The 26,207-nt window shown below is 72.8% G+C and carries 17 protein-coding genes; 13 read left to right on the forward strand and 4 right to left on the reverse strand.

Annotated features, from left to right (window positions below; all coding sequences use genetic code 11):
- Window positions 1–83 precede the first annotated feature (83 nt).
- Window positions 84–1,508, forward strand: coding sequence for a non-reducing end alpha-L-arabinofuranosidase family hydrolase (locus ABZ478_RS25770; RefSeq protein ID WP_359553022.1), 1,425 nt, complete (start codon window positions 84–86; stop codon window positions 1,506–1,508).
- Window positions 1,509–1,737: 229 nt separating this feature from the next.
- On the opposite strand, the gene ABZ478_RS25775 is transcribed toward ABZ478_RS25770, so the two are convergent.
- On the reverse strand, window positions 1,738–2,049 hold the full coding sequence (locus tag ABZ478_RS25775) for a hypothetical protein (RefSeq protein ID WP_359553023.1): 312 nt from the start codon (window positions 2,047–2,049) through the stop codon (window positions 1,738–1,740).
- 32 nt (window positions 2,050–2,081) lie between these two features.
- Here ABZ478_RS25775 and ABZ478_RS25780 point away from each other — a divergent pair, with 32 nt between their 5' ends.
- Window positions 2,082–2,636 (forward strand): alpha/beta hydrolase-fold protein, encoded by a 555-nt coding sequence (locus tag ABZ478_RS25780; protein ID WP_359553024.1) that lies wholly within the window; start codon window positions 2,082–2,084, stop codon window positions 2,634–2,636.
- A gap of 139 nt (window positions 2,637–2,775) precedes the next feature.
- The gene (locus ABZ478_RS25785; RefSeq protein WP_359553025.1) at window positions 2,776–3,618 is read left to right on the forward strand and encodes an RNA polymerase sigma factor SigF; all 843 of its coding nucleotides are present in this window, start codon (window positions 2,776–2,778) and stop codon (window positions 3,616–3,618) included.
- A gap of 254 nt (window positions 3,619–3,872) precedes the next feature.
- Here ABZ478_RS25785 and ABZ478_RS25790 read toward each other — a convergent pair whose 3' ends face one another.
- Window positions 3,873–4,307 (reverse strand): MarR family transcriptional regulator, encoded by a 435-nt coding sequence (locus ABZ478_RS25790; RefSeq protein WP_358934722.1) that lies wholly within the window; start codon window positions 4,305–4,307, stop codon window positions 3,873–3,875.
- Between the two features lie 186 nt (window positions 4,308–4,493).
- Between ABZ478_RS25790 and ABZ478_RS25795 the strand changes: the two genes are divergently transcribed.
- The 7 genes from ABZ478_RS25795 (at window position 4,494) to ABZ478_RS25825 (ending at window position 11,285) form a co-directional block, all read left to right on the forward strand.
- Complete coding sequence (locus tag ABZ478_RS25795; RefSeq protein WP_359553026.1) at window positions 4,494–5,654, forward strand: PP2C family protein-serine/threonine phosphatase; 1,161 nt, start codon at window positions 4,494–4,496, stop codon at window positions 5,652–5,654.
- Between the two features lie 149 nt (window positions 5,655–5,803).
- Window positions 5,804–6,700 (forward strand): STAS domain-containing protein, encoded by an 897-nt coding sequence (locus tag ABZ478_RS25800; RefSeq protein WP_359553027.1) that lies wholly within the window; start codon window positions 5,804–5,806, stop codon window positions 6,698–6,700.
- Complete coding sequence (locus tag ABZ478_RS25805; protein ID WP_359553028.1) at window positions 6,697–7,116, forward strand: STAS domain-containing protein; 420 nt, start codon at window positions 6,697–6,699, stop codon at window positions 7,114–7,116. Before ABZ478_RS25800 ends, ABZ478_RS25805 begins: the two co-directional genes overlap by 4 nt.
- Window positions 7,113–7,565 (forward strand): ATP-binding protein, encoded by a 453-nt coding sequence (locus ABZ478_RS25810; RefSeq protein WP_359553029.1) that lies wholly within the window; start codon window positions 7,113–7,115, stop codon window positions 7,563–7,565. The genes ABZ478_RS25805 and ABZ478_RS25810 overlap by 4 nt, the downstream gene beginning before the upstream one ends.
- Window positions 7,562–8,608 carry a SpoIIE family protein phosphatase gene (locus tag ABZ478_RS25815; RefSeq protein WP_359553030.1) on the forward strand — a complete coding sequence of 349 codons (1,047 nt, stop codon included), beginning with the start codon at window positions 7,562–7,564 and terminating at the stop codon, window positions 8,606–8,608. The genes ABZ478_RS25810 and ABZ478_RS25815 overlap by 4 nt, the downstream gene beginning before the upstream one ends.
- On the forward strand, window positions 8,605–10,017 hold the full coding sequence (locus tag ABZ478_RS25820; RefSeq protein ID WP_359553031.1) for a GAF domain-containing SpoIIE family protein phosphatase: 1,413 nt from the start codon (window positions 8,605–8,607) through the stop codon (window positions 10,015–10,017). Before ABZ478_RS25815 ends, ABZ478_RS25820 begins: the two co-directional genes overlap by 4 nt.
- Window positions 10,018–10,085: 68 nt before the next feature.
- Complete coding sequence (locus tag ABZ478_RS25825) at window positions 10,086–11,285, forward strand: PP2C family protein-serine/threonine phosphatase (protein ID WP_359553032.1); 1,200 nt, start codon at window positions 10,086–10,088, stop codon at window positions 11,283–11,285.
- A gap of 2 nt (window positions 11,286–11,287) precedes the next feature.
- Here ABZ478_RS25825 and ABZ478_RS25830 read toward each other — a convergent pair whose 3' ends face one another.
- Window positions 11,288–11,791 carry a MarR family winged helix-turn-helix transcriptional regulator gene (locus tag ABZ478_RS25830; protein ID WP_359553033.1) on the reverse strand — a complete coding sequence of 168 codons (504 nt, stop codon included), beginning with the start codon at window positions 11,789–11,791 and terminating at the stop codon, window positions 11,288–11,290.
- A 147-nt stretch (window positions 11,792–11,938) separates the two neighbouring features.
- Window positions 11,939–15,235 (reverse strand): carbohydrate binding domain-containing protein, encoded by a 3,297-nt coding sequence (locus ABZ478_RS25835; protein ID WP_359553034.1) that lies wholly within the window; start codon window positions 15,233–15,235, stop codon window positions 11,939–11,941.
- Between the two features lie 598 nt (window positions 15,236–15,833).
- On the opposite strand from ABZ478_RS25835, the gene ABZ478_RS25840 reads away from it, so the two are divergent.
- The 3 genes from ABZ478_RS25840 to ABZ478_RS25850 all read left to right on the forward strand — a co-directional run bounded on the left by ABZ478_RS25840 (window position 15,834) and on the right by ABZ478_RS25850 (window position 26,204).
- Window positions 15,834–16,706 carry an aspartyl/asparaginyl beta-hydroxylase domain-containing protein gene (locus ABZ478_RS25840; RefSeq protein ID WP_359553035.1) on the forward strand — a complete coding sequence of 291 codons (873 nt, stop codon included), beginning with the start codon at window positions 15,834–15,836 and terminating at the stop codon, window positions 16,704–16,706.
- An 81-nt stretch (window positions 16,707–16,787) separates the two neighbouring features.
- Window positions 16,788–17,411 carry a 4'-phosphopantetheinyl transferase superfamily protein gene (locus tag ABZ478_RS25845; protein WP_359553036.1) on the forward strand — a complete coding sequence of 208 codons (624 nt, stop codon included), beginning with the start codon at window positions 16,788–16,790 and terminating at the stop codon, window positions 17,409–17,411.
- A gap of 183 nt (window positions 17,412–17,594) precedes the next feature.
- Entirely contained in the window at window positions 17,595–26,204 is an 8,610-nt protein-coding gene (locus ABZ478_RS25850) for an SDR family NAD(P)-dependent oxidoreductase (RefSeq protein ID WP_359553037.1), read from the forward strand.
- Window positions 26,205–26,207 lie beyond the last annotated feature (3 nt).

Raw genomic sequence — 26,207 nt, forward strand, 5'->3', positions numbered from 1 at the left:
CCGGGTCCCTATCATCCGGGTTGCTCGATGTTTCGACCGTTGTTCGATATTCCGACCATCTACGTAAAGTTGAGGACGTATCGATGCGCAGACGAAGTTTCCGCCGCAGGCATCCGTCTGTGGTGTTCGCCGCCGTGGTCGCGGCCCTGGCCGCGTTGGCGGCGATGCTCGTCGCAGGCCCGGCCCAGGCGGCCTCCAGCGGCGCGCTGCGCGGTGTCGGTTCCGGCCGGTGTCTCGACGTGCCGGGCGCCGGCCGGACCGACGGCACGTATCTGCAGATCTACGACTGCTGGGGCGGGACCAACCAGCAGTGGACGTCGACGGACCGCAACCAGCTCACCGTGTACGGCGACAAGTGCCTGGACGTCCCGGGCCACGCCACCGCGGCCGGTACCCGGGTGCAGATCTGGACCTGTTCCGGCGGGGCGAACCAGCAGTGGCGGGTGAACTCCGACGGCACGGTCGTCGGCGTGGAGTCCGGGCTGTGCCTGGAGGTCGCGGGCTCCGGTACGGCCAACGGCACGGCGGTGCAGATCTGGACGTGCAACGGCGGCAGCAACCAGAAGTGGACCGGCCTGTCCAGAACCCCGACCCCGCCCGACGGCACGTGTTCTCTGCCGTCGACCTACCGGTGGACGTCGACCGGTGCGCTGGCGCAGCCGGCGAACGGGTGGGTCGCGCTGAAGGACTTCACCGACGTGACGTACAACGGCAAGCACCTGGTCTACGCGTCGAACGTGTCGGGGTCGTCGTACGGCTCGATGATGTTCCGGCCCTTCACGAACTGGTCGGACATGGCGTCGGCCGGCCAGACCGGGATGAGCCAGGCCGCGGTGGCGCCCACCCTGTTCTACTTCGCGCCCAAGAAGGTCTGGGTGCTGGCGTACCAGTGGGGTGCGTGGCCCTTCATCTACCGCACGTCGAGCGACCCCACCGACCCCGACGGCTGGTCCGCGCCGCAGCCCCTGTTCACCGGCGGCATCTCGGGCGCCGCTCCGATCGACCAGACCCTGATCGCCGATGACCAGAACATGTACCTGTTCTTCGCCGGTGACAACGGCAAGATCTACCGGGCGAGCATGCCCATCGGGAACTTCCCCGGCAACTTCGGCTCGTCGTACACGACGGTCTTGAGCGACACGGTGAAGAACCTGTTCGAGGCGCCGCAGGTCTACAAGGTCCAGGGCCAGAACCAGTACCTCATGATCGTCGAGGCGCGCGGTGCGAACGAGCAGCGGTACTTCCGCTCGTTCACGGCCTCCAGCCTGAACGGTTCGTGGACCCCGCAGGCCGCCACCGAGAGCAACCCCTTCGCCGGCAGGGCCAACAGCGGCGCCACCTGGACCGACGACATCAGCCACGGTGACCTGGTCCGCGACAACCCCGACCAGACCATGACCGTCGACCCCTGCAACCTGCGGCTCCTCTACCAGGGCAAGTCCCCCTCCGCGAGCGGCCCGTACGACCAACTGCCGTGGCGGCCGGGCGTCCTCACCCTGCAGCGCTGAACCGGCCCGCGTACTCCGCCGGCGGCCGGCCCCACCCTGATGGGGTCGGCCGCCGTCCTCCGTCATAGGCACCCGGCGTCACCTGGACGATGAGCGAACCGCGCGCCATGTGAGAGCCCCCGCTCACCGGGCGCTGAAGAGCACGTCCTCCCACGCGCCGCGACACGCCGTCGGCACGCCGGGGTGAGCCCCGCGGGGTCCGTGTCCCTCAACGACCGGCCCCCGGGGCTCACTCGCCCGCCTGCAGGCGGCGCAGGGCTTCCTCGGAGTCCCGGTCGTCGGGCAGATAGGCGAGGAAGTGGTGACCGGGCTCGTCCACGGCGGCCAGCTTCACGTACCGCAGGCGCAGTTCGCCCACGGCCGGATGCCGGAAGCGGCGGACCGAGGGCTGGAACCCGGCTGTCTCCCGGCGCTCGTACCAGCGGGCCGCGTCACCGTCCGACAGCAGTTCGCCGACGAGTTCGGCGAACCGCGGATCGTCCGGCCGGCGAGCGGCCCGTGACCGGAACTGGCCGAGCAGGGCGCGCGCCTCGTTCTCCACCCGACTACGAGACGTTCCAGGCCGACGAGGTCATGGGACTGCTGCGCGACGAGTTCCACGCGGGACCGCGCCGGGCCGTCGCCGGAGTGTCCACCGGCGGCTACGGCGCCCTGGCGCTCGCGGGCCGCCGGCCCGGCGCCTTCGCCGCCGCCGCGTCGTACAGCGGGATCCTCGACACGTCGGCCCCCGGCATGACCACGGTCGTCGACGCGATCGTCGCCCGCGAGGGACTGCTGCCGGTCACCTTGTGGGGCAGCCCCCTGCTCCGGCGGGCGGACTGGACGGCGCACAACCCGTACCGCCTCGCCGCGCGGCTCAAGGACACCCGGCTGTACGTCTCGCAGGGCAGCGGCGTCCCCAACGACGACTTCGGCAACCTCGACGGCGCTCTGCTGGAGGGCACGCTCTGGTGGCAGGCGCAGGGGTTCGTCCGGCACCTCACCGGCCTCGGCGTGCCCGTGCGGGCGCACCTGTACCGGGGCGGGACGCACGGATGGTCCGCGTGGCGGGGCGAGTTCGAGGCGTCCTGGCCGGTGCTGGCCGCCGGACTCGGACTCGGCACGGACCGGGCGGGGTGGGTCAGGTGAAGACAGGTGTGAGAATGGTGGAGGGTCGGGCGTGAATCGAGGAAGGTTCGAGGAATGCCCGCCGAAGGCCGGGGTATGCGCCTGCTTGCCGGGTGATGTGCCCGCGCAGGCAGGCATGAACGACAGGGAGGGGCGCAGGATGGTGACGACGGCCGTACGGACCGCTGGGCAGACGGTGGACGTTCCGGAGATCGCGGACCCTTCCAGGATCGCACCGAAGGACGCGCGTGAGTTGTCGAAGCAGTTCTTCGACCGGCTGACGGTGCTGGCGGAGGGTACGCCGGAGTACCAGTACGCGCGCAACACGCTGATAGAGATGAACATGTCCCTCGTCCGCTACGCGGCCGGCCGGTTCCGCAGCCGGGGCGCGGAGGAGATGGAGGACATCGTCCAGGTCGGCATGATCGGCCTGATCAAGGCGATCGACCGGTTCGAGCTGTCCCGCGAGGTCGAGTTCACCTCCTTCGCCGTCCCCTACATCGTGGGTGAGATCAAGCGGTTCTTCCGTGACACCTCCTGGGCCGTGCACGTCCCGCGCCGGCTCCAGGAGGCCCGTGTCCAGCTCGCCCGCGCCAACGAGGAACTGCGCAGCCGCCTGGGCCGGACGCCGACGACGAAGGAACTGTCCGAGCTGATGAGCCTGCCGGAGAGCGAGGTCGTCGAGGCCCAGCTCGCCTCCAACGGCTACACCTCGGCCTCCCTGGACGCGACGATCGGCGGCAGCGAGGACGGCGAGGCCGCGCTCGCGGACTTCATCGGCAGCGAGGACGCCGCCCTCGGCCTGATCGAGGACTTCCACTCCCTCGCCCCGCTCATCGCGGAGCTCGACGAGCGCGACCGCAAGATCATCCACTGGCGCTTCGTCGAGGAGCTCACCCAGGCCCAGATCGGCGAGCGCCTCGGCGTGTCCCAGATGCACGTCTCCCGGCTGATCTCCCGCCTCCTGGGCCGGCTGCGCGAAGGCATGCTCAGCACCGTCTGACCTCCGGGACCCGCCGGCCGGACGGCCGGCGGGTCCCGTCGTCGCGCTCCGCGCGTTCACTTCCCCCGCTCATGGACCGGGCGCCCTGGACTCCCCAACAGTTGTCGTTTGACAACTATGACCGTGAGGCAACAAAGTAACCCAGTCGTACCGCACGGGGAAGGATCCGCAATGTTCCGGTGGGCGGAGATCACTCCGTGTGCCGGCCGCCCGAGCCCCGTCATGCCGGAGCGATCGGTGGTCCGGCCCTGCGCTCAGGCCGTCCGGTCGCCGGCGCGCGGGGCGTCGTGGTGTATCTGCGACGCCGCCGTGTCGCAGAACGCCTCCAGGCCTTCGAGGAGGGCCGTGCGCTTGGCGGCGGGCATCCGCTCCAGCACCGCCTGCAACTCCTTCTCCCGGCGCGCGCGCAGATCGTCGAGGAAGGCGCGGCCGCGGTTGCTGAGATGCAGCCGTACCTCGCGCCGGTCGGCGGGGCTGATCGCGCGCTCGACGAAGCCGGCGGCCACCAGACGGTCGCAGAGCCGGCTGGTGGACGGGGGCGTGGAAGCGAGAGAATCGGCGAGTGTACGCAGATTGATCCCGTCCTGGTGCTCGAGCATCAGCAGCACACGCATCTGTGACGGGGAGGCCGGCGCGGTCGACGCCCGGCCCCACAGGACTTCCAGCAACTCCACGGCCGTCAAGGTCACGTGGGCGACCTCGACAGGCTCTGGGCGGGGGCGGAAGACAGTCACCGTCACACTCTCGCAGGCACCTGGGACGGTTGCCAGCGTACTAGGTGCCGGTATTGGCAAGAGATGGTTCGGACGGGCCGGCGCGGCTCGGCCCGGGCGGGATCCGTACATGTCCGCCGAAGGATGGGTGTATTCAAGATCGTGAACAGATTTGTGACCGCCGAGCGTGCTCTGCGCAGGGCGGCCCCGGACGAGTTGCTCGACGCCGTGCACCGGGTGCTGGCCGAGGAGTACGCGGCGCAGTCCGTCGAGCTGTTCCTGGCCGACTACGGTCTCACCGTCCTGCAGCCGGTGTCGGAGCTGCCGCACACCGCGGAGCCCGTGTCGCTGCACAGCAGCATCGTCGGCCGTGCCTTCGGCGCCCAGGAGCCGTTCGTGGAGAGCGCCAGGGGTGGTTCCGTGCGCGTCCATCTGCCGGTCACCGTGCGCGGGGACCGGCTGGGCGTGCTGTCGGTCGCCCTGCCGGACGGGGACGTCGCGCCCGGTCTGCTGGAGGAGCTGGCGGACATCGCCGAGGTGCTCGGGCACGAGGTGGTCGTGGCCGAACGCGACACGGACGTGTACCTGCAGGCGAGGCGGAAGGACCGGCTGACGCTGGCGGCCGAGATGCAGTGGCAGCTGCTGCCCGGCCGGTCCTGCGCCCGGCCCGAGTTCGAACTCGGTGCGCAGCTCGAGCCGGCCTACGCGATCTACGGCGACAACTTCGACTGGTCCGCCACGGCGGACCGCCTCATGCTCTACGTCACCAACGGCATGGGGGAGGGCATAGAGGCCTCCCTGCTGACGAACCTCGCCATCAACGCACTGCGCAACGCCCGGCGGGCCGGCCTCGCCCTGCCCGACCAGGCCTGCCTCGCCGACCAGGCGGTGTACGCCCACTACCGGGGGCGCTGCTATCTGTCGGTGCTGATGTTCGACTTCGAGCTCGCCACGGGCCGGGCGAAGGTGGTGGACGCCGGCTCGCCCCAACTGCTGCGGCTGCGCGACGGCGTGGTCGAGCGCGTCACCTTCGAGGCGCAGCTCCCGCTGGGCATGTTCGAGGAGACCGACTACGTGACCCAGGAGTTCCAGGTGGAGCCCGGCGACCGGCTGGTCTTCGTCAGCGACGGGGTCTACGCGGTCGCCTCCCCCCTGGGTGAGGCCTACGGGGACGCCGCGCTGGCCCGGGCGGTCATGTCCACCCGTCTGCTGCCGGCCGCCGAGGTGCCGCGTGCCATCCTGAGGGAGCTGACCGGCCATCGCGGACAGCCCGCCCCGGAGGACGACGCCCTGGTCGTCTGTCTGGACTGGCGCGGACGCTGAGCCCGCCGGCGCCCGCGCCCCGCCGGGGCGTGGGCGTGAATGTGTCGATGCTGTGTCGTTTCCGGGGCACGTGCGGCGTTAATGCTTGTCATGAGGCAATAATTGGCGGAGTGTGCCGGTCCTGGCGCGACGGTCGGTACCCGAGGGAGATGGCGCGAGTGTCGGAGCAGGCGGCGGCCGGGACGGTGGCGCGGGAGCTGGGAGCCTTCCTGGAGCGCCGTCGGGAGCAGATCGCCCAGCGCTGGGCGGACGCCCCGCTCTTCAGGACGGTCTTCACCGTCTCCCGCGACGAGGCCGTGGAGGCCTGCAAGGCCGTGGTGGACGCCCTCGCGGACGTGGCCTCGACCGGCAGGCTGGAGGACGTAGCGGCCCCCGGCTTCGACTCGGCGCGTGAGCAGCTCGGGCGCATGGCCGCCTCCCGGGCCCGCAGCGGATACAGCCCCGCCCAGATCGCGGACGAGGTCGCGGGCCTGCGGACGGTGACCGCCGAGCTGCTGCACGGCGAGGCGCGGGACCCGTCCGGCGACGAGGCGCGGGACGCCCTGCTGGCGCTCACCGTCCTGATGGGCACCCTGCGTCTGGTGATCATGGAGACGACGATCAGCGCGGGCGAGGAGCTGATCGCGCGGCAGCGGCAGCAACTGCTCGAAGTGGCCACCCCCGTGATCAGCCTGTGGGACGGCATCGTCGCGGTGCCCCTGATCGGCACACTGGACAGTGCCCGCAGCCAGGTGGTCATGGAGTCGCTGCTCCAGGCCATCGTGGAGCAGCGCGCCCGCTACGCGATCCTCGACATCACGGGCGTGCCCACGGTCGACTCGCTCGTCGCGCAGCACCTGATGAAGACGGTCGCCGCGGCCCGCCTCATGGGCGCCGAGTGCGTCGTCTCCGGCATCCGCCCGGCCATCGCGCAGACCATCGTGCACCTCGGCATCGACCTGGGCTCGGTCGTCACCCGCAGCTCGCTGGCCGACGCCCTGGCCTACGCCCTCTCCCGGCAGGGCATCGAGGTCTCCCGCCGTACGGCCGGTGTGACCCCGCGATGACCCTCCCCGCCTCCCTCCCGGGCAGCCTGGCCGGGGTGCCGGTCCTGACGCTGGGGGACACCCTGCTGGTCTCCCTCCAGGGGGAGCTGCACGACGGCGTGGCCGAGCAGCTCCAGCAGGACATCGCCCACCGCGTGGCCCACAGCGAGGCGGCCGGTGTGGTCATCGACGTCTCCGGTGTCGACATCGTCGACTCCTTCCTCGGCCGCGTCATCGCGGAGATCGCAGCCAACGCCCGTCTGCTGGCCGCCCGCACCGTCCTGTGCGGGATGGGGCCCGCCGTCGCGATCACCCTGGTCGAGCTGGGCCTGACCCTGCCCGGCGTGGTGACCGCCCTCGACGTCGACCGTGCCTTCGAGCTGCTCCGGCAGGACGCCTCCGCGGCCGGCCCGGGCGAAGCCGCGGAGCGCGCATGACGCCGGCTTCCGACCCCGTCACCGCGACGAGCCTGCCCATCGGCTCGGACGCGGACCTCGCATGGGTCCGGCACCAGGTGCGGCGGTTCGCGGCGGAACTCGGGTTCGGGCTCGTACAGCAGACCAAACTCGTCACCGCGGCCAGTGAACTGGCCCGGAACACCCTGATCCACGGCGGTGGCGGCGAGGCGCGGATCACCCCCGTGACCAACCCGCCGGCGCGCGGACTGCGACTGTCCTTCGTCGACTCCGGCCCCGGCATCCGCGACGTCGAACTGGCCACGACCGACGGCTACACCACCGGCGGCGGCCTCGGACTCGGCCTCAGCGGAGCCAGGCGGCTGGTGGACGAGTTCACCATCGACACCACGCCCGGCGAAGGCACCGTCGTCACCCTCGTCGCCTGGGTCACCGGCGTACCCGCCGCCCGGCCGGGGTCCGCCGGATGACACGCGTCTGGACCGTCCCGGTGCACGACTCCACCCGGGTGCGGGACGTCCGGGTGGCGACCGAGGAGGCGGGCTCCCACGCCCGCCTCGACGCCCACCGCACCGCGGTCGCGGCCCTGGTGGCCACCGAGCTGGCGACCAACCTGCTCAAGCACGCCGGCGGCGGCACCGTGCTGATCGGCCTCGTCGACCGCGCGACGGCCGGCGCCCGCGGTCCGGCGGTGCAGCTCGCCGCCCTGGACCACGGCCCCGGCATCCCCGACGTCGCCGCAGCCCTGCGGGACGGCCACACCACCAGCGAGGCGTCACTCGGCGCCGGCCTGGGCACCTGCCGGCGCATCGCCGACGTGTTCGACCTGTACAGCACCCGCCGGGGCACCGTCGCGGTGGCCCGCGTCCACCAGAACCCCGGGCCGCGGCCGACCCGCGACATCCGCGCGGCCGGCGGGATCAACATCCCGCTCGCCCGGGCCGAGCACTCCGGGGACGCCTGGAGCTGCGTCCGGTCGGACTCCCGCACGACCCTGATGCTCGCCGACGGCCTCGGCCACGGAGCCAGGGCCGCCCACGCCTCCGACGCGGCGGTCGACGCCCTGCACGGCGCCGGGCACCTGCCGCCCGACGAGATCCTGCGGCTCATGCACCCCGCCCTGCGGCCCACCCGCGGGGCGGCGGTCGCCGTGGCCCAACTGGACGAGGACCGGGGGGAACTGGCCTTCGCCGGGGTCGGCAACATCGGCGCCCGGCTGCACACCGACGGCTCGTGGGAGCACCTCGTCTCCCACCCCGGCATCGTCGGCGCGCAGTTCCCGGCGACCGTACCCGTGCACCGTCTGCCCTGGCGGCCGGGCAGCCTGCTCGTGCTGCACAGCGACGGACTGCCCAGCCGGTGGGTGCCGCCCGAGGACCCCGGCCTCCTCGGCCACGACCCGGCCGTGGTCGCGGCGACCGTCCTGCGGGACGCCAGCAGCGCCGCAAGCCCGGTACGCGACGACACCTGCGTGGCCGTCCTGGCCTGCGACCGCCCGGCCGGACGCCCGTGACCGCGCCGGACGCCCGCCCGGCGGGCCCCGACGACAGCACGCTCGCGGAAGCGGTCCTCGCGGCGGACGCCGGGACCGCGGCGATCCTGCGCCGGCTGGACGAGACGGAGCGGCAGCTCCGCCTGCACCGCGAGGAACTGCACCAGACCAACCAGGGCGTGCTGGCCCTGCACGCCGAACTCGACGCCGCCGCGCGCACCCAGCGGGCCCTGCTCGACGCCGAACGGGCCGCCCGCGGCGAGGCCGAGAAGGCACGGCGGCTGCTCACCTTCCTCGCCGACGCCAGCGCGGCCGTGACCGCGTCCCTCGATCAGGAGGACATCCTGCGCTGCCTCCCGGAGCTGCTCGTCCCCGAGTACGCGAGCGGGATCGACGTATGGCTCTTCGACGAACCGGCGAGACCGGACGACGCCCACTCCGCCGCGGCGGTCGCGGCCGCCCGCCACGACCGCCCCCAGCACGCCGGGCCACGCCCCGGCGCCCTCCCCGGCATCGACGACCTGCCGCCCTCCGCGCTGTCCCCGGACCGGCCGCTGCTGAGCATTCCTCTCACCGTGCGCCGCACCTCCGGCGTGCTCACCCTCACCGCGCCCGGTGACCGCTTCGACGCGGACACCAGCGTGATGCTGGTCGAACTGGCCCGCCGCACCGCCATCGCCCTGGACAACGCCCGCCGCTACGAGCAGCACCGGGACACCGCCGAAGTCCTGCAACGCGCCCAGCTCACCGAGCTGCCCTCCGCCGAGGGGCTGCGACTGGCGGCCCGCTACCTCCCCGCCACCCGGGGACTCAACATAGGCGGCGACTGGTACGACGCCTTCCCGCACCCCGACGGCAGCCTGCTGACCGTGGTCGGCGACGTCACCGGACACGGGCTGCGCGCCGCCGTCATCATGGGCCAACTGCGCACCGCCCTGCGGGCCTACGCACTCGAGGACGACAGCCCCGCCCGCATCCTCACCCGCCTGCACCGCATGCTGCGCCACCAGCAGCCGAACCTCTACGCGACCGCCGTGATCGCCCGCTTCCGGCCCGGCGATCCCCGTGTCGTGTGGGCCGCCGCCGGACACCCCCCGGCCCTGGTCCGCGCGCCCGGCGGGACCGTGCGCGTGCTGGACACCAGACCCGGCGTCATGCTGGGAGTGCCCATTCCGTTCGAGTACGCGGACCACACGGCGGAACTGCCGCCCGGCTCGACGCTCGTCCTGTACACCGACGGCCTGGTGGAGCGGCGGGCCCAGGGCATCGACCCGGGCATCGAACTGCTCGGCCGGACCCTGGCCGCACTGGACGAGTCCGTGCTGGACGACCTGGACGGGTGCGCCGAGTCGCTGCTCAAGCCCCTGGTGCACGACTGCGAACGCGACGACGACGTCTGCATCCTGCTGTGCCGCACCGCTCCGTCCTGACAGCGGGGGGCCGCTTCCCGCGCCGGGGCGATAGCGTGGAGGTCACAGGGGAAGAGGATGGAGACGCCGTGAATGCCGCCGAACCGGTCCCGTCCGCGGAAGCCCAGCTTCGCTCGGCACCGCCGCACGCCCTGGTGGCCACCGCCGGCCGGCTGCTGGCCGAGCGCTTCGGCGCCCGGGACGTGACGCTCCTGCTCGCCGACTACGGCCTGACGGTCCTGCAGCCCGTCACCCACCTGCCGCTGACGGACGAACCGGTCTCCGCCCAGGACGGCCCCGCCGGCACCGCCTTCACCACCCAGAACCCGGTGGTGGAGGTCACCGCCGACCCGGCCACGCAACTGGTCCACCTGCCCATCACCGTTCGCGGTGACCGCCTCGGTGTGCTCTCCGTCCGGGTCCCCGGCTCCGGCGCCGACCCGGGCACGGTGCTGCGGCTCGGTGACTTCGCCACCGGCCTCGGCCACGAGGTCGCCACGGCGGGCCGGGACACAGACCTGTACCTCCAGGCCCGCCGCACCCGCCGGCTCACCCTCGCCGCCGAGATGCAGTGGCAGCTCCTGCCGGGCCGCGGCTGCGCCCGCGAGGAGTACGTCATCGGGGCCCATCTGGAGCCGGCCTACGCCATCGGCGGCGACAACTTCGACTGGTCCACCAGCGCCGACCACCTCACGCTCACCGTCACCGACGGCATGGGCGAGGGCATAGAGGCCTCCCTGCTCACGAACCTCGCCGTGAGCGCGCTGCGCAACGCCCGCCGCGCCGGCATCGGCCTCGCCGACCAGGCCTGCCTCGCCGACCAGGCGCTCTTCTCCCAGTACGGAGGCAAGTCGTACGCCTCCACCCTGCTGCTCCGCTTCGACCTGGACACCGGCACGGTCCGCGCCGTGGACGCCGGGTCGCCCCAGCTCTACCGCCAGCGCGGGACGACCGTCGAACGCGTCGAGCTCGAGGCCCAGCTGCCGCTCGGGATGTTCGAGGAGACCCTCTACGAGGAGCAGACCTTCCACGTCGAGCCGGGCGACCGCCTGGTCGCCATCAGCAGCGGCGTGCACGGCACCCGGTCGGCGACCGGGGAGGTGTTCGGCGAGGGCGTGCTGCGCCAGGTCCTGGGCGCGACCCGGCAGACGCAGCCGCACGAGGCCGCACGGTCGGTCGTCGCCGGACTGATCGAGCACGTCGGTGACGAAGGCCTCCTCGCCGACGCCGCCGTCGTCTGCCTCGACTGGACGGGACGCGAGCCCGGCGAGGCGGGGTCCGGCCGCTGACGCTACGGCGTCTTCGGCGGCCGGGAGGGCCCCTCGCCCTTGGCGCCGAGGAAGGCCCGCATGCCGCGGACCAGCGCCGACCGCTCCGCGGGCGGCATGGCCGCCAGCACGCCGGCCAGGGCCTGGGTGCGCCGGCGGGCCACGTCGGCCAGCACCCGGCGCCCCTGGACGGTGAGCCGGAGCTGCACCTCGCGGCGCCGGTGCGGGTGCAGCTCGCGCTCCAGCAGACCGGCGGCCTCCAGCCGGTCGCAGAGCCGGCTGGCGGTGGGCAGCCCTATGTCGAGACTCTCCGCCAGGCCCGTGAGATTCGACTCCGGCGCCCTCTCCAGCGCCCGGAGTGCCCGCAGCTGATGGAGGGACAGCCGTACGGCCGCCTCCTGGGCGGCGACGGACCAGAGGTTCGCGAGACGCTCCACGGCATCGGTGATCGCCTGCGCGTCGGCGCTCGGATCGTCACCCGAGCCCCTGGCGCGGTCGCCGTCGCCGCCGGGAAGAGTCACGAACACATCACTTTCAGTGAGGACCGGGTGCTGTGGGGACAACCCATATTCCATCGCTGTACCCGGGGATCGGGTCCGCAACCGGTGTTCGCCGAGGGTTCCCGCGCCCGGGCCGGCGGCGCGGCGCGCCCACCGCGCCGCCGGCCCCGGTGACTACTTCAGGTACGGGCCGTCCGTGCCGATCTTCCCGGGCGCCGCGTTGGCGCCGCCGAGGTCGAGGACGTAGACCCGGAGGTTGCCCTTGCCGGAGGCGGGGACGGACAGGGTGCCGTCGCCGACGGTGACCGTCTTTCCGGTGACGGCCTCCTTGTAGGTGCCGTTGAGGACGCCGGTGAAGGTGGCGGCGTTGCCGACGGCGACCAGCGCGTAGCTGTCGACGCCGGTGGCGGTGTCGGTGTAGCGCCGCTTGAAGGCCAGGTCGCCGCTGACGCCCGCGGTGGAGTACTGGCCCATCTGGAGGGCGGGCACGGCCCGGCGGATCCGGTTGAGCCGCTGGAGGTGCTTGACCAGGGGCTGCTGGAGGGTGGTGGCCACGGCCCCGCTCGCGCTCGAGACCTCGGAGAAGCCGCCCGCAGTCACCTCGCCCGCCACCTTGTCGCCGTAGTAGGCGCGGCCGGTGCTCGCCAGCGGGCAGGTGGGGCCGCAGTCGATCTGCTTGCCGGCCTGGAACTCGGTCTCCGATCCGTAGTAGAGGGTGGGGATGCCGCGGAACGTCCACATCAGGGACATGTTCTCGGCCCAGGCGTCGGTTCCGCCGTTGTAGCGCGTGCTCGACTTGTTCGGGCCGTAGTCGTGGCTGTCGACGTAGACGACGTTGTAGGTGGCGTCGTTGGTCGAGTCGTCGGAGTCCTTGCCGTTGTTGAAGGCGTTGGACGCGTCGCCGAAGTTGTTGTGCATGCGCATGTCGATGATGTTCATGCCGCTGAACCGGCTGTGGTCAGGTGCGTGGTAGCTGTTGCCGTCGAGGAAGGCGTTGGCGGACGTCGGCTGTCCCGCCGGGCCCAGGTTCTCCTCGTAGTCGTACTGGTCGAGGGCCGCCCGGACGTCGTCGGAGGTGTACTCCTTGCGCTCCTTCCAGGTGAAGAACTGCGCGGAGTGGTTGACCGAGCCGTGGTTCCACTTGTCGTTGACGAAGGCGGCGACCTCGCCGAAGACGAAGAAGTCCCTGGCCTTGTCCGTGCCGAACCTGCGGGTGACCTCGTCGTATATCGCGGGCAGGAAGCGCCGGTTCCAGGTGACGCGCGGGACGTGGACGGCGGTGTCGACCCGGAAGCCGTCCACGCCCATGTCGATGTACTTGTCGTACGCGCCGATCAGGTACTGCTGGACGGCGGGGTTCTCGGTGTTGAAGTCGGCGAGGTCCTCGTGGATCCAGCAGGAACGGGAGTCCTCGCCCTCCCAGTTGCCGAGCCAGCACTGGTGGTAGAGCGCCGCGGGGAACAGCTTGTTGGTGGGGCTCGGCCACTGGCAGTTGTAGAGCGCGTATCCCTCGGCGCTCTTCTGGCCGGTGGGCTTGCCCCAGTTGAGGCAGGTGTTGCCGCTGGGCTCGGCCGTCGACCACAGGTCACCGTTGTAGTACGACTTGCCGGAGACGGGTTCGACGGTCAGGCCGTCGTACGCGAAGTCGCTGTTCGGCGCGTCGTAGTACCAGCTCCACTGCGCGTCGCGCACCCCGTACACGGTGGGCGTGAACAGCCCCTTGGCGCCCCAGCGGGAGGAGTGGTTGTAGACCACGTCCTGGTAGATCTTCATGCCCTTGGCGTGCGCCGCGTTGATCAGGTCCTGGTAGGAGGCGCCGGCCGACTCCAGCCGGGGGTCGACCTTGTAGAAGTCCCAGCCGTGGTAGCCGTGGTAGTCGTAGTCCGAGCGGTTGAGCACGACCGGGGTGATCCACACGGCGGAGAAGCCGAGGGCCTTGATGTAGTCGAGTTTCTGGACCAGGCCCTTGAAGTCGCCCCGGAACATGGGGTCGTCGTTCGCGGCGTTGCCGGACTTCACGTGCTGGCTGCCGCCGCGGTTGTTGGAGCTGTCGCCGTCGTAGAAGCGGGCGGTGAGCACGAAGTAGACCGGGTCCTTGCGCGGGTCGCCGCCGAGCGGGGTGCCCGCGGCGGCGGGCGGCGGGGTCTCGCCGGTGGTGGCGCACTTCTCGGTGCTCGCGGCGGAGAGGTTGCCGGCCGCGTCCAGGGCCCGCACGGTCCAGCAGTAGGCGGTCCGCGCCTCCAGCCCGCTCACGGAGAGCACGGTGGAGGTGGTGTCGCCCACCGCCGTGCCCCGGCTGCCGCCGGTGCGGGTCACCTGATAGGCGGTGACGCCGGTGTCGTCGGTGGCGGCGTTCCAGGTGAGCACGACGGAGGTGCCGGTGACGCTCGCGCTCACGCCCGTCGGCGCCGACGGCGCGGTGGTGTCGGGTCCGGTGGCCGCGCAGGGGTCGGTCGCGTTCGCCGTGACGGTGTGGTCCTTGACCCGTGAACCGTCCTTGGTGAGCGCGTAGTTCGCGCCGTTATTGTTGTCCCAGACGCCGTTGCCGTTGTTGAAGGTGGCCTGCCAGGTGGTGGCGGTGCCGAGGTCGACGGTCTTCTTCACCCATCCGGTGCAGGCGGGCTCCATGCCGGTGCCGGGGGCGGTGGTCCAGCTTCCGCCGGCGGGCGCCCAGTGCAGGTTGACGGTGGACCAGCCGACCGAGGCCGTCGAGTACCAGACGGTCGCCGCGTTGCCCTGCGGGGGTTCGGCCGAGTCGCAGGGGTCGCTGTGGGCGACCACGCCGTCCTTGACGGTGATGGTGCCGGTTCCGAGCTGGTGGTTGGCGCCGTTGTTGCTGTCCCAGACGCCGTTGCCGTTGTTGAAGGCGGCCTGCCAGGTGGTGGCGGTGCCGAGGTCGACGGTCAGTTTGACCCAGTCGGTGCAGGCGGCGGTCATGCGGGTGCCGGGGGCGGTGGTCCAGCTTCCGCCGGAGGGCGCCCAGTGGAGGTAGTACGACGGCCAGTTCTTCGTCGCGGTCCAGTAGTAGACCGTCGCCGAGGTGGGGGCGGCCGAGGCGCACGGGTCGGTGGTGGTCACCTGGCCGCCCGACACGGCGGAGACGCCGGTGCCGAGCCGGTAGTCGGCGCCGCCGTTGCTGTCCCAGACGCCGGCGCCGTTGTTGAAGGCCGCCGTCAGCCCGGACGCGCCGCCCAGGTCGACGGCTCTCTTGTACCAGCCCGAGCAGGCCGCCTCCATGGCCACTCCGGGGGCGGTGGTCCAGCTCCCGCCGGTGGGGGCGTAGTGGATGTCGACGGTGGACCAGCTCGCGGCCGGTTTGTAGTACACGGTCGCGGTGGTCGCCGCCCGGGCGGCGACGGCCGGCAGCAGCGCGGCCAGCAGGCCCGCCAGCGTCGCGAGGACCGCGGCGAGGGGGCGGCCGCGTCCGAGCGGATGTCTTCCGCGGGCACGGGTGGGGGCGGGTGAAGACACGGCGGCTCCTGACAGCAGAGGGGAGACCCCGGTGCCGGTCCCGGGCACCGGGGACTTGCAAGGAGTTGCTGAATCTTGCGGCAAAGTAGTGCAACGTTGGATCGCCGTAAAGGCCTGGCGCACGATCCGTCCGAGGGCGGGTGGGACCCGGGGCCCCGCCCGGGGTGGGAGGGCGTCGCGGCCGCGGGGCCGTGCGGGGAGTGGCGTGAATTCGACGGCCGACTTGTTTCCATGCGGTATAGGGGCGCGGCAGGCCATTGGTTAGATGGTCAAGGAACGGTTGACGGCCCAGAAGAGGCTGCTCTAAGCTCGAACTCAATTCGATCACGGTTCCGATCCTCTCCTGAGTGAATCGACCGTGATGGCAGGGGCAACGGGGGATTTCGTGGGCGCGAGAGCGACTTAGGGCGAGGCGCGTCATCGCGCCGTTCACTCATCATTCAACTTCTGACACCTGGCGTTGGTTGCCGGCCAGGAAGGTCATGTCGTCTGCTTTCATCTGCCCGTCCACCGAAAGCGGATGAATATTGAATTTCCCTTGCCCGTGTCACGCTTGAGCCGGTCCGCACGGTTACCTTGCCACGACGGAGGACGACGCATGCGCTCCCACATACTCGGCCGCATCGAACTCGACCAGGAGCGGCTGAGAAAGGACCTCGACTACCTCGCCGCGGTCCCCACTGTGGAGGAGGAGTACGACGAGTTCAGCAACGGGTTCTGGAAGAACATCCCGTTGTACAACGCCACCGGCGGCAGCGAGGACCGGCTCTACCGGGACCTGGAGGGCGCGCCCGCCCGGCCCACCCGGCACGCCGAGCACGTCCCCTACCTCGACGAGATCATCACCACGGTCTACGACCAGGACCGGCTCCAGATGGCGCGCACCCGCAACCTGAAGAACGCCATCGTGATCCCGCACCGCGACTTCGTCGAGCTCGACCGTGAGCTCGACCTGTACTTCCGCACCTTCATGGTCCTCGAGGACAGCCCGCTGGCCTTCCACTCGGACGACGACACCGTCATCCACATGCGGCCCGGTGAGATCTGGTTCCTGGACGCGGCGGCCGTCCACTCCGCCGTCAACTTCTCCGACATCAGCCGGCAGGCGCTCTGCGTCGACCTCGCCTTCAACGGCTCCTTCGACGAGAAGGAGGCGTTCGCCGACGCCTCCGTCTACGCCCCCGGCGAGACCCCCGAACTCCCGGACCGCAAGCCGTTCACCAGGGAACGCGCGGAACGGATCCGCTCGCTGGCCGATGTCATCGAGCGGGAGAATTTCCGGGACATTCTCTTCCTGCTCTCCAAAATTCACTTCACCTACGACGTGCACCCCAGCGAGACCTACGAATGGCTCATCGCCATCTCCAGGAAGGCCGGCGACGACAAGATGGTCGAGAAGGCCGAGCGGATCAGGGATTTCGCGATCGGCGCCCGGGATCTCGGAGAGCGCTTCTCGCTCACCGCCTGGTGACGCGAGGGCTCCGGAGTGGTGTGCAGGGGTGGTAAGAAATAACTGGGGGAGAAAGTGATCGAGGAGATACTTCCGCGGGCGGTGGCCTCCGCGGAAGCGTTCGAGGACGACCGGGGAAATCACCTCTTCAGCGAGGAGGAAGCGGCCGTCACGGGGGCCGTTCCCGCCCGGCGCCGGGAATTCACCACGGTGCGGCACTGCGCCCGTGCCGCGCTCGGTGACCTCGGAATCCCTCCTTTTCCCCTGCCCCCCGGAACACAGCGCGCACCACGCTGGCCGGCCGGAGTAGTGGGCAGCATGACGCACTGCGCCGGATATCGCGCCGCGGCCGTCGCGCGGACCAGTCGCGTGCACTCCGTGGGCATCGACGCCGAACGGGACGAGCCACTCCCGGAGGGCGTCCTGGAGATGATCGGGCTGCCCGAGGAGCGGGACATGGTCGGCCGGCTCGCCGCACGGCATGCGGCCCTCTCCTGGGACCGGCTGCTGTTCAGCTGCAAGGAGGCCGTGTACAAGGTCTTCTTTCCGCTCGCCCGGCGCATGCTCGGGTTCGACGCGGTCCGGGTGGACATCGCCGGCGGGGGCCGGTTCCGCGCACGCTTCCTGGTGCCCCCGCCGATGGCCGCCGGCCGGGCCGTCCCCCGGGTGACCGGGCGGTGGCTGCGCCGCGACGGGCTGCTCCTGACCGCCGTCGCCCTGTGCTGAGCGCACCGGCACGGATGCCGCGAGGGCGCCGGGAACCGCGTGTCCCGGACCGCCCCCGGCCGCGCCCAGGTCTGCCGGTGACGGCACTCGGACACCCCTGCTCGTGCAACTCCGGCTGCCTTCCGACGGCTGGGCCCCGCCGGGCCGCCCCGCCGGCCTGACGATCCTCCTGGACGGACACCGATGATCGAAACGACCACCTTCACCGAGACCTTCGCCGTCACCGCCGACAACCCGCTGCTGCACGGCCACGTCGTGTACGGCCGCAGCCTGCTGCCCGGCGTCGGCTACGTGGATCTGGTCCTGCAGGTCCTGGCCCGGCACGGACATCCCATGCCGGAGGTGGAGTTGCGCGATCTCGCCATTCTCGCCCCGCTGGTCGCCGGTCCCGGGGAGCGGGTGCTGACCACGGTCGAGGGGCGTCCCGCGGCGAACGGCGGCTGGCGGGTCGAGGTGCGCAGCCGCCGTCCCGAGGACACCGCCGAGGTCCTGCACGCCGTCGCGAACGTGCGCCGCCGGCCGCGCGTCACCTTCGGTGAGCGGCTGGCGCTGCCCGTCGAGGGCGCCACCAGGCGCACCACCCTCGACGAGATCTACACCTGGTGCCGTGAGTACGACCTGCACCACTCGGGACTGATGAAGCTCCGGGGCGTGGTCCACCACCGCACCGGCGACTGGGTCGCCGAACTCGAACTCGCCCCCGAGCACCAGGGATCCGCCGCCGGGTTCCTCTTCCATCCCGCGCTCTTCGAGGCCGGTCTGCTGGGCGGTGGCGTCGGCCTCGGCATGCTGCACGGCGACAACGACGGCCCCGGCCTGTACCTGCCGCTGATGTTCGAACAGTTCCGCGCCGCCGGATCGCTCGGCGGCCGCTGCTACGTCCGCGTCCCCGCCGACTCCGTACGCCGTGACGATGAACTGATCCGCCTGGTGGTGGAGTTCTACGACGCCGAGGGCGTGAAGGTGGCCGAGGTCGGCCGGTTCGTCGCCAAGCGGATCCGCGCCGCGGCCTCCCTGGACGTCCGCGGGGACGCCCCCGCACCGGCCGGACCGCTCCCTGCCGCACCGGCCGGCGCCGCGTCGCCGGGTGGTCTGGTGGATGTGGTGCGGGGGGCGGTGGCGGCTCGGTTGGGGGTGGCTTTCGACTCGGTCGATGTCGGTTCGGGTTATTACGAGTTGGGGCTGGCGTCGGCGGATCTGCTGTCGTTGGTGGCGGAGTTGGAGGAGCGGCTGTCGGTGGAGTTGTCGCCGACGGTGATGTTCGAGTACCGGACGATCGCCGAGCTGGCGGAGTGGCTGGGGACCCAGGTCCCGGCGGGTACAACGGCCGCGGCGACGGCGCCGGCGGTGCCCGGTCCGGCCACGAGCCCGGCACCCGTCGCCTCGTTGGGTGGTCTGGTGGATGTGGTGCGGGGTGCGGTGGCGGCTCGGTTGGGGGTGGCTGCCGACTCGGTCGATGTGGGCTCGGGTTATTACGAGTTGGGGTTGGCGTCGGCGGATCTGCTGTCGTTGGTGGCGGAGTTGGAGGAGCGGCTGTCGGTGGAGTTGTCGCCGACGGTGATGTTCGAGTACCGGACGATCGCCGAGCTGGCGGAGTGGCTGGGGACCCAGGTCCCGGCCGGTGCCCCGGCCACCGCGGCCGCGGTGGCGGTGCCCGCCCCGGCGGCACCCCGTACGGCTGAGCCCGTTTCGGCGAAACCCGTTCCTGCTGCCCCTGCCGCGTCGAGCTTCGCCGCGCCGGCCCCCGCCCCAGTGGAAGCCGTCGCGCCCGCCGTCCACGGGATGTCGTCCTCCCCGAGCACCACCGCGGTGCCGTCCGCCGCCGCGGATCACGACGCGCCGGGCGGCATCCGGGCCGCCCTCACGGACGAAGTCGCCGCCCTCCTCGGCGTCGACGCCACCGACGTGCACGCCGACGCCGAGCTGACGGAGTTCGGGCTGGACGTCACCGGACTCGCCCGCCTGGCCGACCGTGTCGGCGCGCGCCTGGGACTGACGCTCACCCCGGCGGCCCTCCGCGAGCACCGCACCCTGAACGCCCTCGCGGCTCACCTGACGTCCGGGCACCGCACCCCGGCGGCAGCGGCGACACCGGTGCCGCACGCGCTGCTCCGCGGGACGGCCCGTGCGGTCGACGGGGACGTGACGACGTACGAGACCCGCTTCACCGGCGGCGAACCGTTCCTGCGGGACCACCAGGTGCACGGCGACCGGATCCTGCCCGGTGTCGCCCACCTGGAGATGGCGCGCGTGGCGGTCGCCCGGGCGCTGGGGCAGGACGACGCGGCCACCGTCCGGCTGACCGACGTGGTGTGGCTGCGGCCCGCCGTCTGCGGCCCCGACGGGCTCACCCTGCGGGTCAGGGTGCGGAGTTCCGCGGCGGGCGGCTGCGCCTACGAGATCGAGAGCGTCGGCGACGACGGCGAGAGCACGCTCTGCGGCCAGGGCCGCGCGGCCGTCGGCCCGGACCGCACCGGCCGGGCGCCGCTCCTCGGCGAACTGCGCGCGGCCTGCGCGGGCGCCTTCCACCCGGCCGAGCGGCTGTACGGCCTGTTCGACCGCATGGGCATGGCCTACGGCCCCTCCCAGCGGTCCGTGACCGGACTGCGCACCGGCACCGACGCCGAGGGGCGCCCCCAGGTCCTGGCCGAACTGCGGCTGCCGGACGTGGCCGAACCGCTCGGCACCGGCGCGCTGATGCACCCGAGCATCCTCGACGGCGCCCTCCAGGCGACGATCGGCCTGTGGCTGGACCAGGCGGCCGACGGCCGGTCCGCCGGTCTCGCCCTGCCGTTCGCCCTGGACCGCGCCGAACCCGTCGCCGCCACCGCCGCCACGGCGTACGCCTGGATCCGCCACCGGCCCGGCCCGGACACCGGTGACGGCACGGCCCGCCTCGACATCACCGTCCTCGACGAGGACGGCCGGGTGTGCGTGGAGCTGACCGGCCTGTCGACCCGTCTCCTGCCGGAGACGGCGCCCCGGCCCGCGACCGCGGCCACGGTCGTGGCCGACCCGGAACCGGAGTCCGCGCGCGACGGCGACATCGCGGTCATCGGGGTCAGCGGCCGTTACCCGGAGGCCGCCGACCTGGACGAGTTCTGGCAGAACCTGCGCTCGGGCCGCGACTGCGTCCGCGAGATCCCGGCCGACCGCTGGAACCGCGACCGCTACGCCGCGGCCGGCGCCGGCTCCTGGGGCGGCTTCCTGGACGACATCGACCGGTTCGATCCGCTGTTCTTCCAGATATCGCTGCTGGAGGCGGACCACCTCGACCCGCAGGAGCGCCTGTTCCTGCAGTGCGCCCACCACACCCTGGAGGACGCCGGATACACCGCCGACCGGCTGTCCCGGGGCGGCCGGGTCGGCGTGTACGTCGGGGTGATGTACCAGGAGTACCAGCTCCTCGGCGCCCAGGCGCAGGAACGCGGAGCGCCCGACGCCCTGTGGGGCAGCGCCTCCACCGTCGCCAACCGGGTCTCGTACTTCTACGACTTCCACGGCCCGAGCCTGGCCGTGGACACCATGTGCTCGTCGTCCCTGACCTCGATCCACCTGGCTTGCGAGGCGATCCGCGGCGGCCAGTGCGACACCGCGCTCGCGGGCGGCGTCAACCTCACCCCGCACCCCAACAAGTACCTCGTCCTCGGCCGCCGCGACTTCCTCTCCAGCGACGGCCGGTGCCGCAGCTTCGGTGAGGGCGGCGACGGCTACGTGCCCGGCGAGGGCGTCGGCGCCGTCCTGCTCAAGCCGCTGGCGCGGGCCGTGGCCGACGGGGACCGGATCCACGGTGTCATCAAGGCCACCGCCGTCAACCACGGCGGCCGGACATCCGGGTACTCGGTGCCCACCCCGGTCGCCCAGGGCGAGGTGATCGCCGACGCGCTCACCGCCGCCGGCGTCGACCCGGGCGCCCTCGGCTACCTGGAGGCCCACGGCACCGGCACCTCCCTCGGCGACCCCATCGAGGTGGCCGGTCTGCAGCGGGCGTTCCGCCGCACCGGCGGCGCCCCCGAGCGCCTCGCCATCGGCTCCGTGAAGTCCAACATCGGGCACTGCGAGAGCGCCGCCGGAATCGCCGGAGTCACCAAGGTGCTGCTCCAGATGCGGCACGGCGAACTGGTGCCGAGCCTGCACTCCGCGACGCTCAACCCGCACATCGACTTCGACCGCACCCCGCTGCGCGTCCAGCGCGCCCTGGAGCCCTGGCACCGCCAGGTCCGGGACACCGACGGCGAGCGGCGCGCCCTGCCCCGGCTGGCCGGCGTCTCCAGCTTCGGCGGCGGCGGCTCCAACGCCCACGTCGTCATCGAGGAGTACCCGGCGCCGGTCCGCCCGGAGGCCACCGCGGACGGGCCGTTCCTGCTCGTGCTGTCCGCCAGGAGCGAGGCCCAGCTCGTCGAGCAGGCCCGCCGGTTGCACGCCCGGCTGGGCGAGTTGTCCGACGCCGACCTCCCGGCCGTCGCCTGGACCCTGCAGACCGGACGCATGGCCCTGGAGGAGCGCCTCGCCTTCGCCGCGACCTCCCTCGCCGAGGCCCGCGACCGACTCGCCGCCTTCGCCACCGCCCCCGCGGCGCCCGGTCCCTGGAACCGGGGGACCGCCCGCCCCGACCGCCCGGGGAACGGCGCCGCCGTCGGCGCCGCCGTGACCGCCTGGCGCGAACAGCGCAGGCACGACGCCCTGCTCGCATTCTGGGCCGACGGCGGCGAGGTGGACTGGGATCTCGTCGGTGCCACGGGCACCGGCCCGCGTCGCATCAGCCTGCCCGGCTACCCCTTCGCCCGCGAACGCTGCTGGTTCGACCTCGACACCGAGGGCGCGCCCCGGCGGGCCGCCGCCGGTGACGACGGCGACGTGGTCCTGCTGCGGCCCGGCTGGACCGAGCTGCCCGCCACCGGGACCGCGGCGCCGGGCGAGGCGTTCGCCGAGCGGCACCTCGTCGTCCTCGGCCGGATCGGCGCCGCGGACCGCGAGGCACTGAGCGCCGCGCTGCCCGCCGGCACGCACCGCACCGTCGTGGAACCGGCCGACGGCCCCCTGCACGAGCGGTACACCCAAGCGGCGCGCCAGGTGTTCACCCTGATCCGCGACCTGCTGCTGCGCGGTGTCCGCCGGCCCACCCTGTTCCAGGTCGCCGCCGTGGGCACCGCCGGGGACGGCACGGCCGCCTGCCTCGGCGGTCTGGCCGGGCTGCTGCGCACCGCCCACCTGGAGAACCCGCTGCTGCGCACCCAGTACGTGGAGTGCCTGGACGGCGCCGCCCCCGCCACCGTCGCCGCCCGTCTCGCCGCCGAGGCGGTCACCGGCCCGGAGCCGGAGGTGCGTCACCGCGACGGCCGCCGCATGGTGCGCCGCCCCACCGAGGTCCCGCCGCGGCCCGCGCCCACGCCCTGGCGGGAGGGCGGCGTCTACCTCGTCACCGGCGGAGCCGGCGGACTGGGCCTCATCGTGGCCCGGGACATCGCCGCCGCCGTAGGCACGGCCACCGTGGTGCTCACCGGACGCTCCCCGCTGACCGACGCCCAGCGGTCCGAGCTGGACGCCCTGCGCGCGGCCGGCCTGACCGTCGACCACCAGCGTGTCGACGTCACCGACCTCGACGCCCTGGCCCGTCTGCTGGCCCATGTCGCCGCCGAACACGGGCCGCTGACCGGTGTGCTGCACTCCGCCGGAGTCGTCCACGACAACTTCGTCGTCCGCAAGGGCGCCGAGGAACTGGAACGCGTCCTCGCCCCCAAGGTCGCCGGGCTGGTCCACCTCGACGAGCTGACCCGCGATCAGCCGCTGGAGCTGTTCGTCTGCTTCTCCTCGATCGCCGGCGCCTTCGGCAACCCCGGTCAGGCCGACTACGCCGCCGCCAACGCCTTCATGGACGCCTACGCCGCCCACCGCGACCGGCTCGTGAGGGCCGGGCTGCGCAACGGCCGTACCGTGTCCGTCGGCTGGCCGCTGTGGGACGAGGGCGGCATGGGGGCCGGGGACACGGTCCGGGAGCAACTGCGCGCCACGGGGCTCGTGCCGCTCGACACCCCGCGCGGACTCGCGGCACTGCGGTTCGCCCTGGCCGGCGACGACGTGACCGAGGACGGCGGGCTGCTGGTCGTCGCGGGTGACCGCACGACGCTGCTGGCCAGGCTGACACAGAGCGCCCAGAGCGCCCCGCCGGCCCCGGTGGCCGGCGCCCCCGCTCCGGCCCCCGTGACGACCGCCGCCCCGGACCCCGGCACCGGCACCGAAGCCGCCACCGCCGAACGGGCCGTCGAGGAGCGGGCCGTGGTCCACCTGCGGCGGGTGCTCGCGGCGGCGCTCAGACTCGGGCCCGAACGGCTGGATCCCGAAACGCCGTTGGAGCGGTACGGCATGGACTCCGTGCTCGCCGTGACCATGCTCCAGCCGCTGGAGGAGACCTTCGGCCCGCTGTCGCGGACACTGCTGTTCGAGGTGCGGACCGTGCGCGGCCTGGCTCGGTATCTCGCCGCCGACCATCCAGGAGCCCTGCGCACCCTGGTCGGCGAGCCCGCCCCCGCGGTCGCGCTCGCGGCGGCCCCGGCCGAGGCCGTCGCGCCCCGGCTGCCGCAGGCCCCGGCACCGGCCCGACGCGAGGGCGAGCAGGGTACGGACGCCGTCGCGATCATCGGTATCAGCGGCCGCTACCCGCACGCCGACGACCTGGAGCAGTTCTGGGCCGCGCTGCGCGAGGGCCGGGACTGCGTCACCGAGGTGCCGGCCGACCGCTGGGACAGCGGCGGCAAGGCGCAGTGGGGCGCGTTCCTCGACGGCATCGACCGCTTCGACCCGCTGCACTTCGGCATCGCGCCGAGCGAGGCCGCCGCCATGGACCCGCAGCAGCGGCTGTTCCTGGAGACCGTGTGGCACCTGCTGGAGCAGGGCGGCGTCACCCAGGAGGTCGTCGAGCGGCGTCACCGCCGGCGCGTCGGCGTCTACGTCGGCGCCGCCTACCAGATGTACCGGGCGGACGCGGCCGCCGACCCGGCCCTCGCGGCGCTCACCGCCTCCGCCTCCTACAACCTCATCGCCAACCGCGTCTCGCACTTCTTCGGCCTGGAGGGCCCGAGCCTGGCCGTGGACAGCATGTGCACGTCCTCCGCGATGGCCGTGCACCTCGCCTGCGCCGACCTGCTGCGCGGCGAGTGCGAGCTGGCCGTCGCCGGCGGCGTCAACCTGAACGTCCACCCCGACAAGTACCTGGCGCTCGGCGAGATGGGGCTGCTCGGCACGCACCCGGGCGCGCGCAGCTTCCGCGACGGCGACGGCTACCTGCCCGCAGAGGCGGTCGGCGCCGTCCTGCTCAAGCCGCTGGACGCGGCCCTGCGGGACGGCGACACCGTGCACGCCGTCATCCGGAGCACCGCCTCACTGCACGGCGGCCGCGCCAACGGCTTCATGACCCCCAGCCACCGCACCCAGGTCGCCACCATGCGACGGGCCCTGGAGCGGGCCGGCACCGCACCGGCCGACATCGGCTGCGTCGAGGCCGCCGCCAACGGCACCGCCTTCTCCGACGAAGTCGAAGTGCGCGCGCTGCGCGAGGTGTTCGCCGGCGTCACCGAACCCGTGCCGGTGGGCACCGTGAAGTCCAACCTCGGCCACCCCGAGGCGGCCTCCGGCATCGCCCAGCTCACCAAGGTCGTACTGCAGCTCCGGCACGGCCAGGTCGCCCCGCTCGTCGCCACCGGGAACGCCAACCCCCGGCTGGACCTGGAGGGTTCGGCCCTCCGCCTCGCCGACGAACCGGCCGGCTGGGAGCCGCGCGGCGGCGTGCCCCGCCGCGCCCTCATCAACTCCGTGGCGGCCGGCGGCAGTCACGTCAGCATCGTCGTCGAGGCGCCACCCGCTCCCGTCCGCAACGTCCCGGCGGACCCGGCACCGCAGGTCGTGCTCGTCTCCGCCCGCACCCCCGAGCTGCTGCGCACGGCCGTGAGCCGCCTGCACGACTTCCTCGACGGCGACGGCGACGGCGGAGCAACGGTGAGCCTCGCCGACCTCGCCTACACCTCCCAGCTCGGCCGGGAACCCCAGGCGGAGCGGCTCGCCGTGGTCGCCGCCGGCCGCGGGCAGCTCCGCGACGCCCTCGCCGCCGAGCTCGCCGACGGCCCCGCCACGGCGGCCGTCGGAGCGAGCGTGCACCGCGGCAACGCCGAGGAGGACGCCGGTCCGCTCGCCGCGGTCCTGACCGGCGCCCGCGGCGAGGCGTTCCTCGCCGGACTGGTCCAGGACCGGGCCCTGGAGCAGCTCGCCGAACTCTGGGCGCGCGGCGTCCGGGTGCCGTGGGCCGGCCTGCACGACGGGCCCCGCCCCATGGCACCGCTGCCGCCGACGGCCTTCGAGACGGGCCGCTACTGGGTCGGCGGCACCCCGGAGGCGCCCGCCGCCACCCGGCGGCCGGCGGCCGAACCGCCCGCGCCGGACACGCCGGCCGGGATCGGCGCGCCCTCCGACTCCCTGCGCACGATGACGCTCGCCTGGGCCGACGTCCTGGGCGTCACGGCGGAACGGCTGGACGGCCGCAGCGACTTCTTCGCCCTCGGCGGCAACTCGCTGCTCGCCACCCGCCTCATCAACCGGCTGACCGAACGGGCCGGCGTGGAGCTGCCGGTGGAGGCGGTCTTCAGCGCGCCCCGGCTCGCCGACATGGCCCTGGAGCTCGGCCGTCGCGCCGCCGGCACGACGGACGCGGGCACGCTCGACGTGGACCTGATCCTCGAAAGCATCGCCCTCGTCGAGCACATGAGCGACGAGGAGCTGGACGCCCTGGACATCGAGAGCTGAGGC

Source organism: Streptomyces sp. NPDC005706 (assembly GCF_040631045.1).
Lineage (GTDB): Bacteria > Actinomycetota > Actinomycetes > Streptomycetales > Streptomycetaceae > Streptomyces.

Coding starts and splice junctions, on each gene's coding strand:
- ABZ478_RS25840 (WP_359553035.1), top strand. CDS start 15,834: ATGCGCTCCCACATACTCGGCCGCATCGAACTCGACCAGGAGCGGCTG.
- ABZ478_RS25780 (WP_359553024.1), top strand. CDS start 2,082: ATGGGACTGCTGCGCGACGAGTTCCACGCGGGACCGCGCCGGGCCGTC.
- ABZ478_RS25785 (WP_359553025.1), top strand. CDS start 2,776: ATGGTGACGACGGCCGTACGGACCGCTGGGCAGACGGTGGACGTTCCG.
- ABZ478_RS25770 (WP_359553022.1), top strand. CDS start 84: ATGCGCAGACGAAGTTTCCGCCGCAGGCATCCGTCTGTGGTGTTCGCC.
- ABZ478_RS25810 (WP_359553029.1), top strand. CDS start 7,113: ATGACGCCGGCTTCCGACCCCGTCACCGCGACGAGCCTGCCCATCGGC.
- ABZ478_RS25800 (WP_359553027.1), top strand. CDS start 5,804: ATGGCGCGAGTGTCGGAGCAGGCGGCGGCCGGGACGGTGGCGCGGGAG.
- ABZ478_RS25815 (WP_359553030.1), top strand. CDS start 7,562: ATGACACGCGTCTGGACCGTCCCGGTGCACGACTCCACCCGGGTGCGG.
- ABZ478_RS25850 (WP_359553037.1), top strand. CDS start 17,595: ATGATCGAAACGACCACCTTCACCGAGACCTTCGCCGTCACCGCCGAC.
- ABZ478_RS25805 (WP_359553028.1), top strand. CDS start 6,697: ATGACCCTCCCCGCCTCCCTCCCGGGCAGCCTGGCCGGGGTGCCGGTC.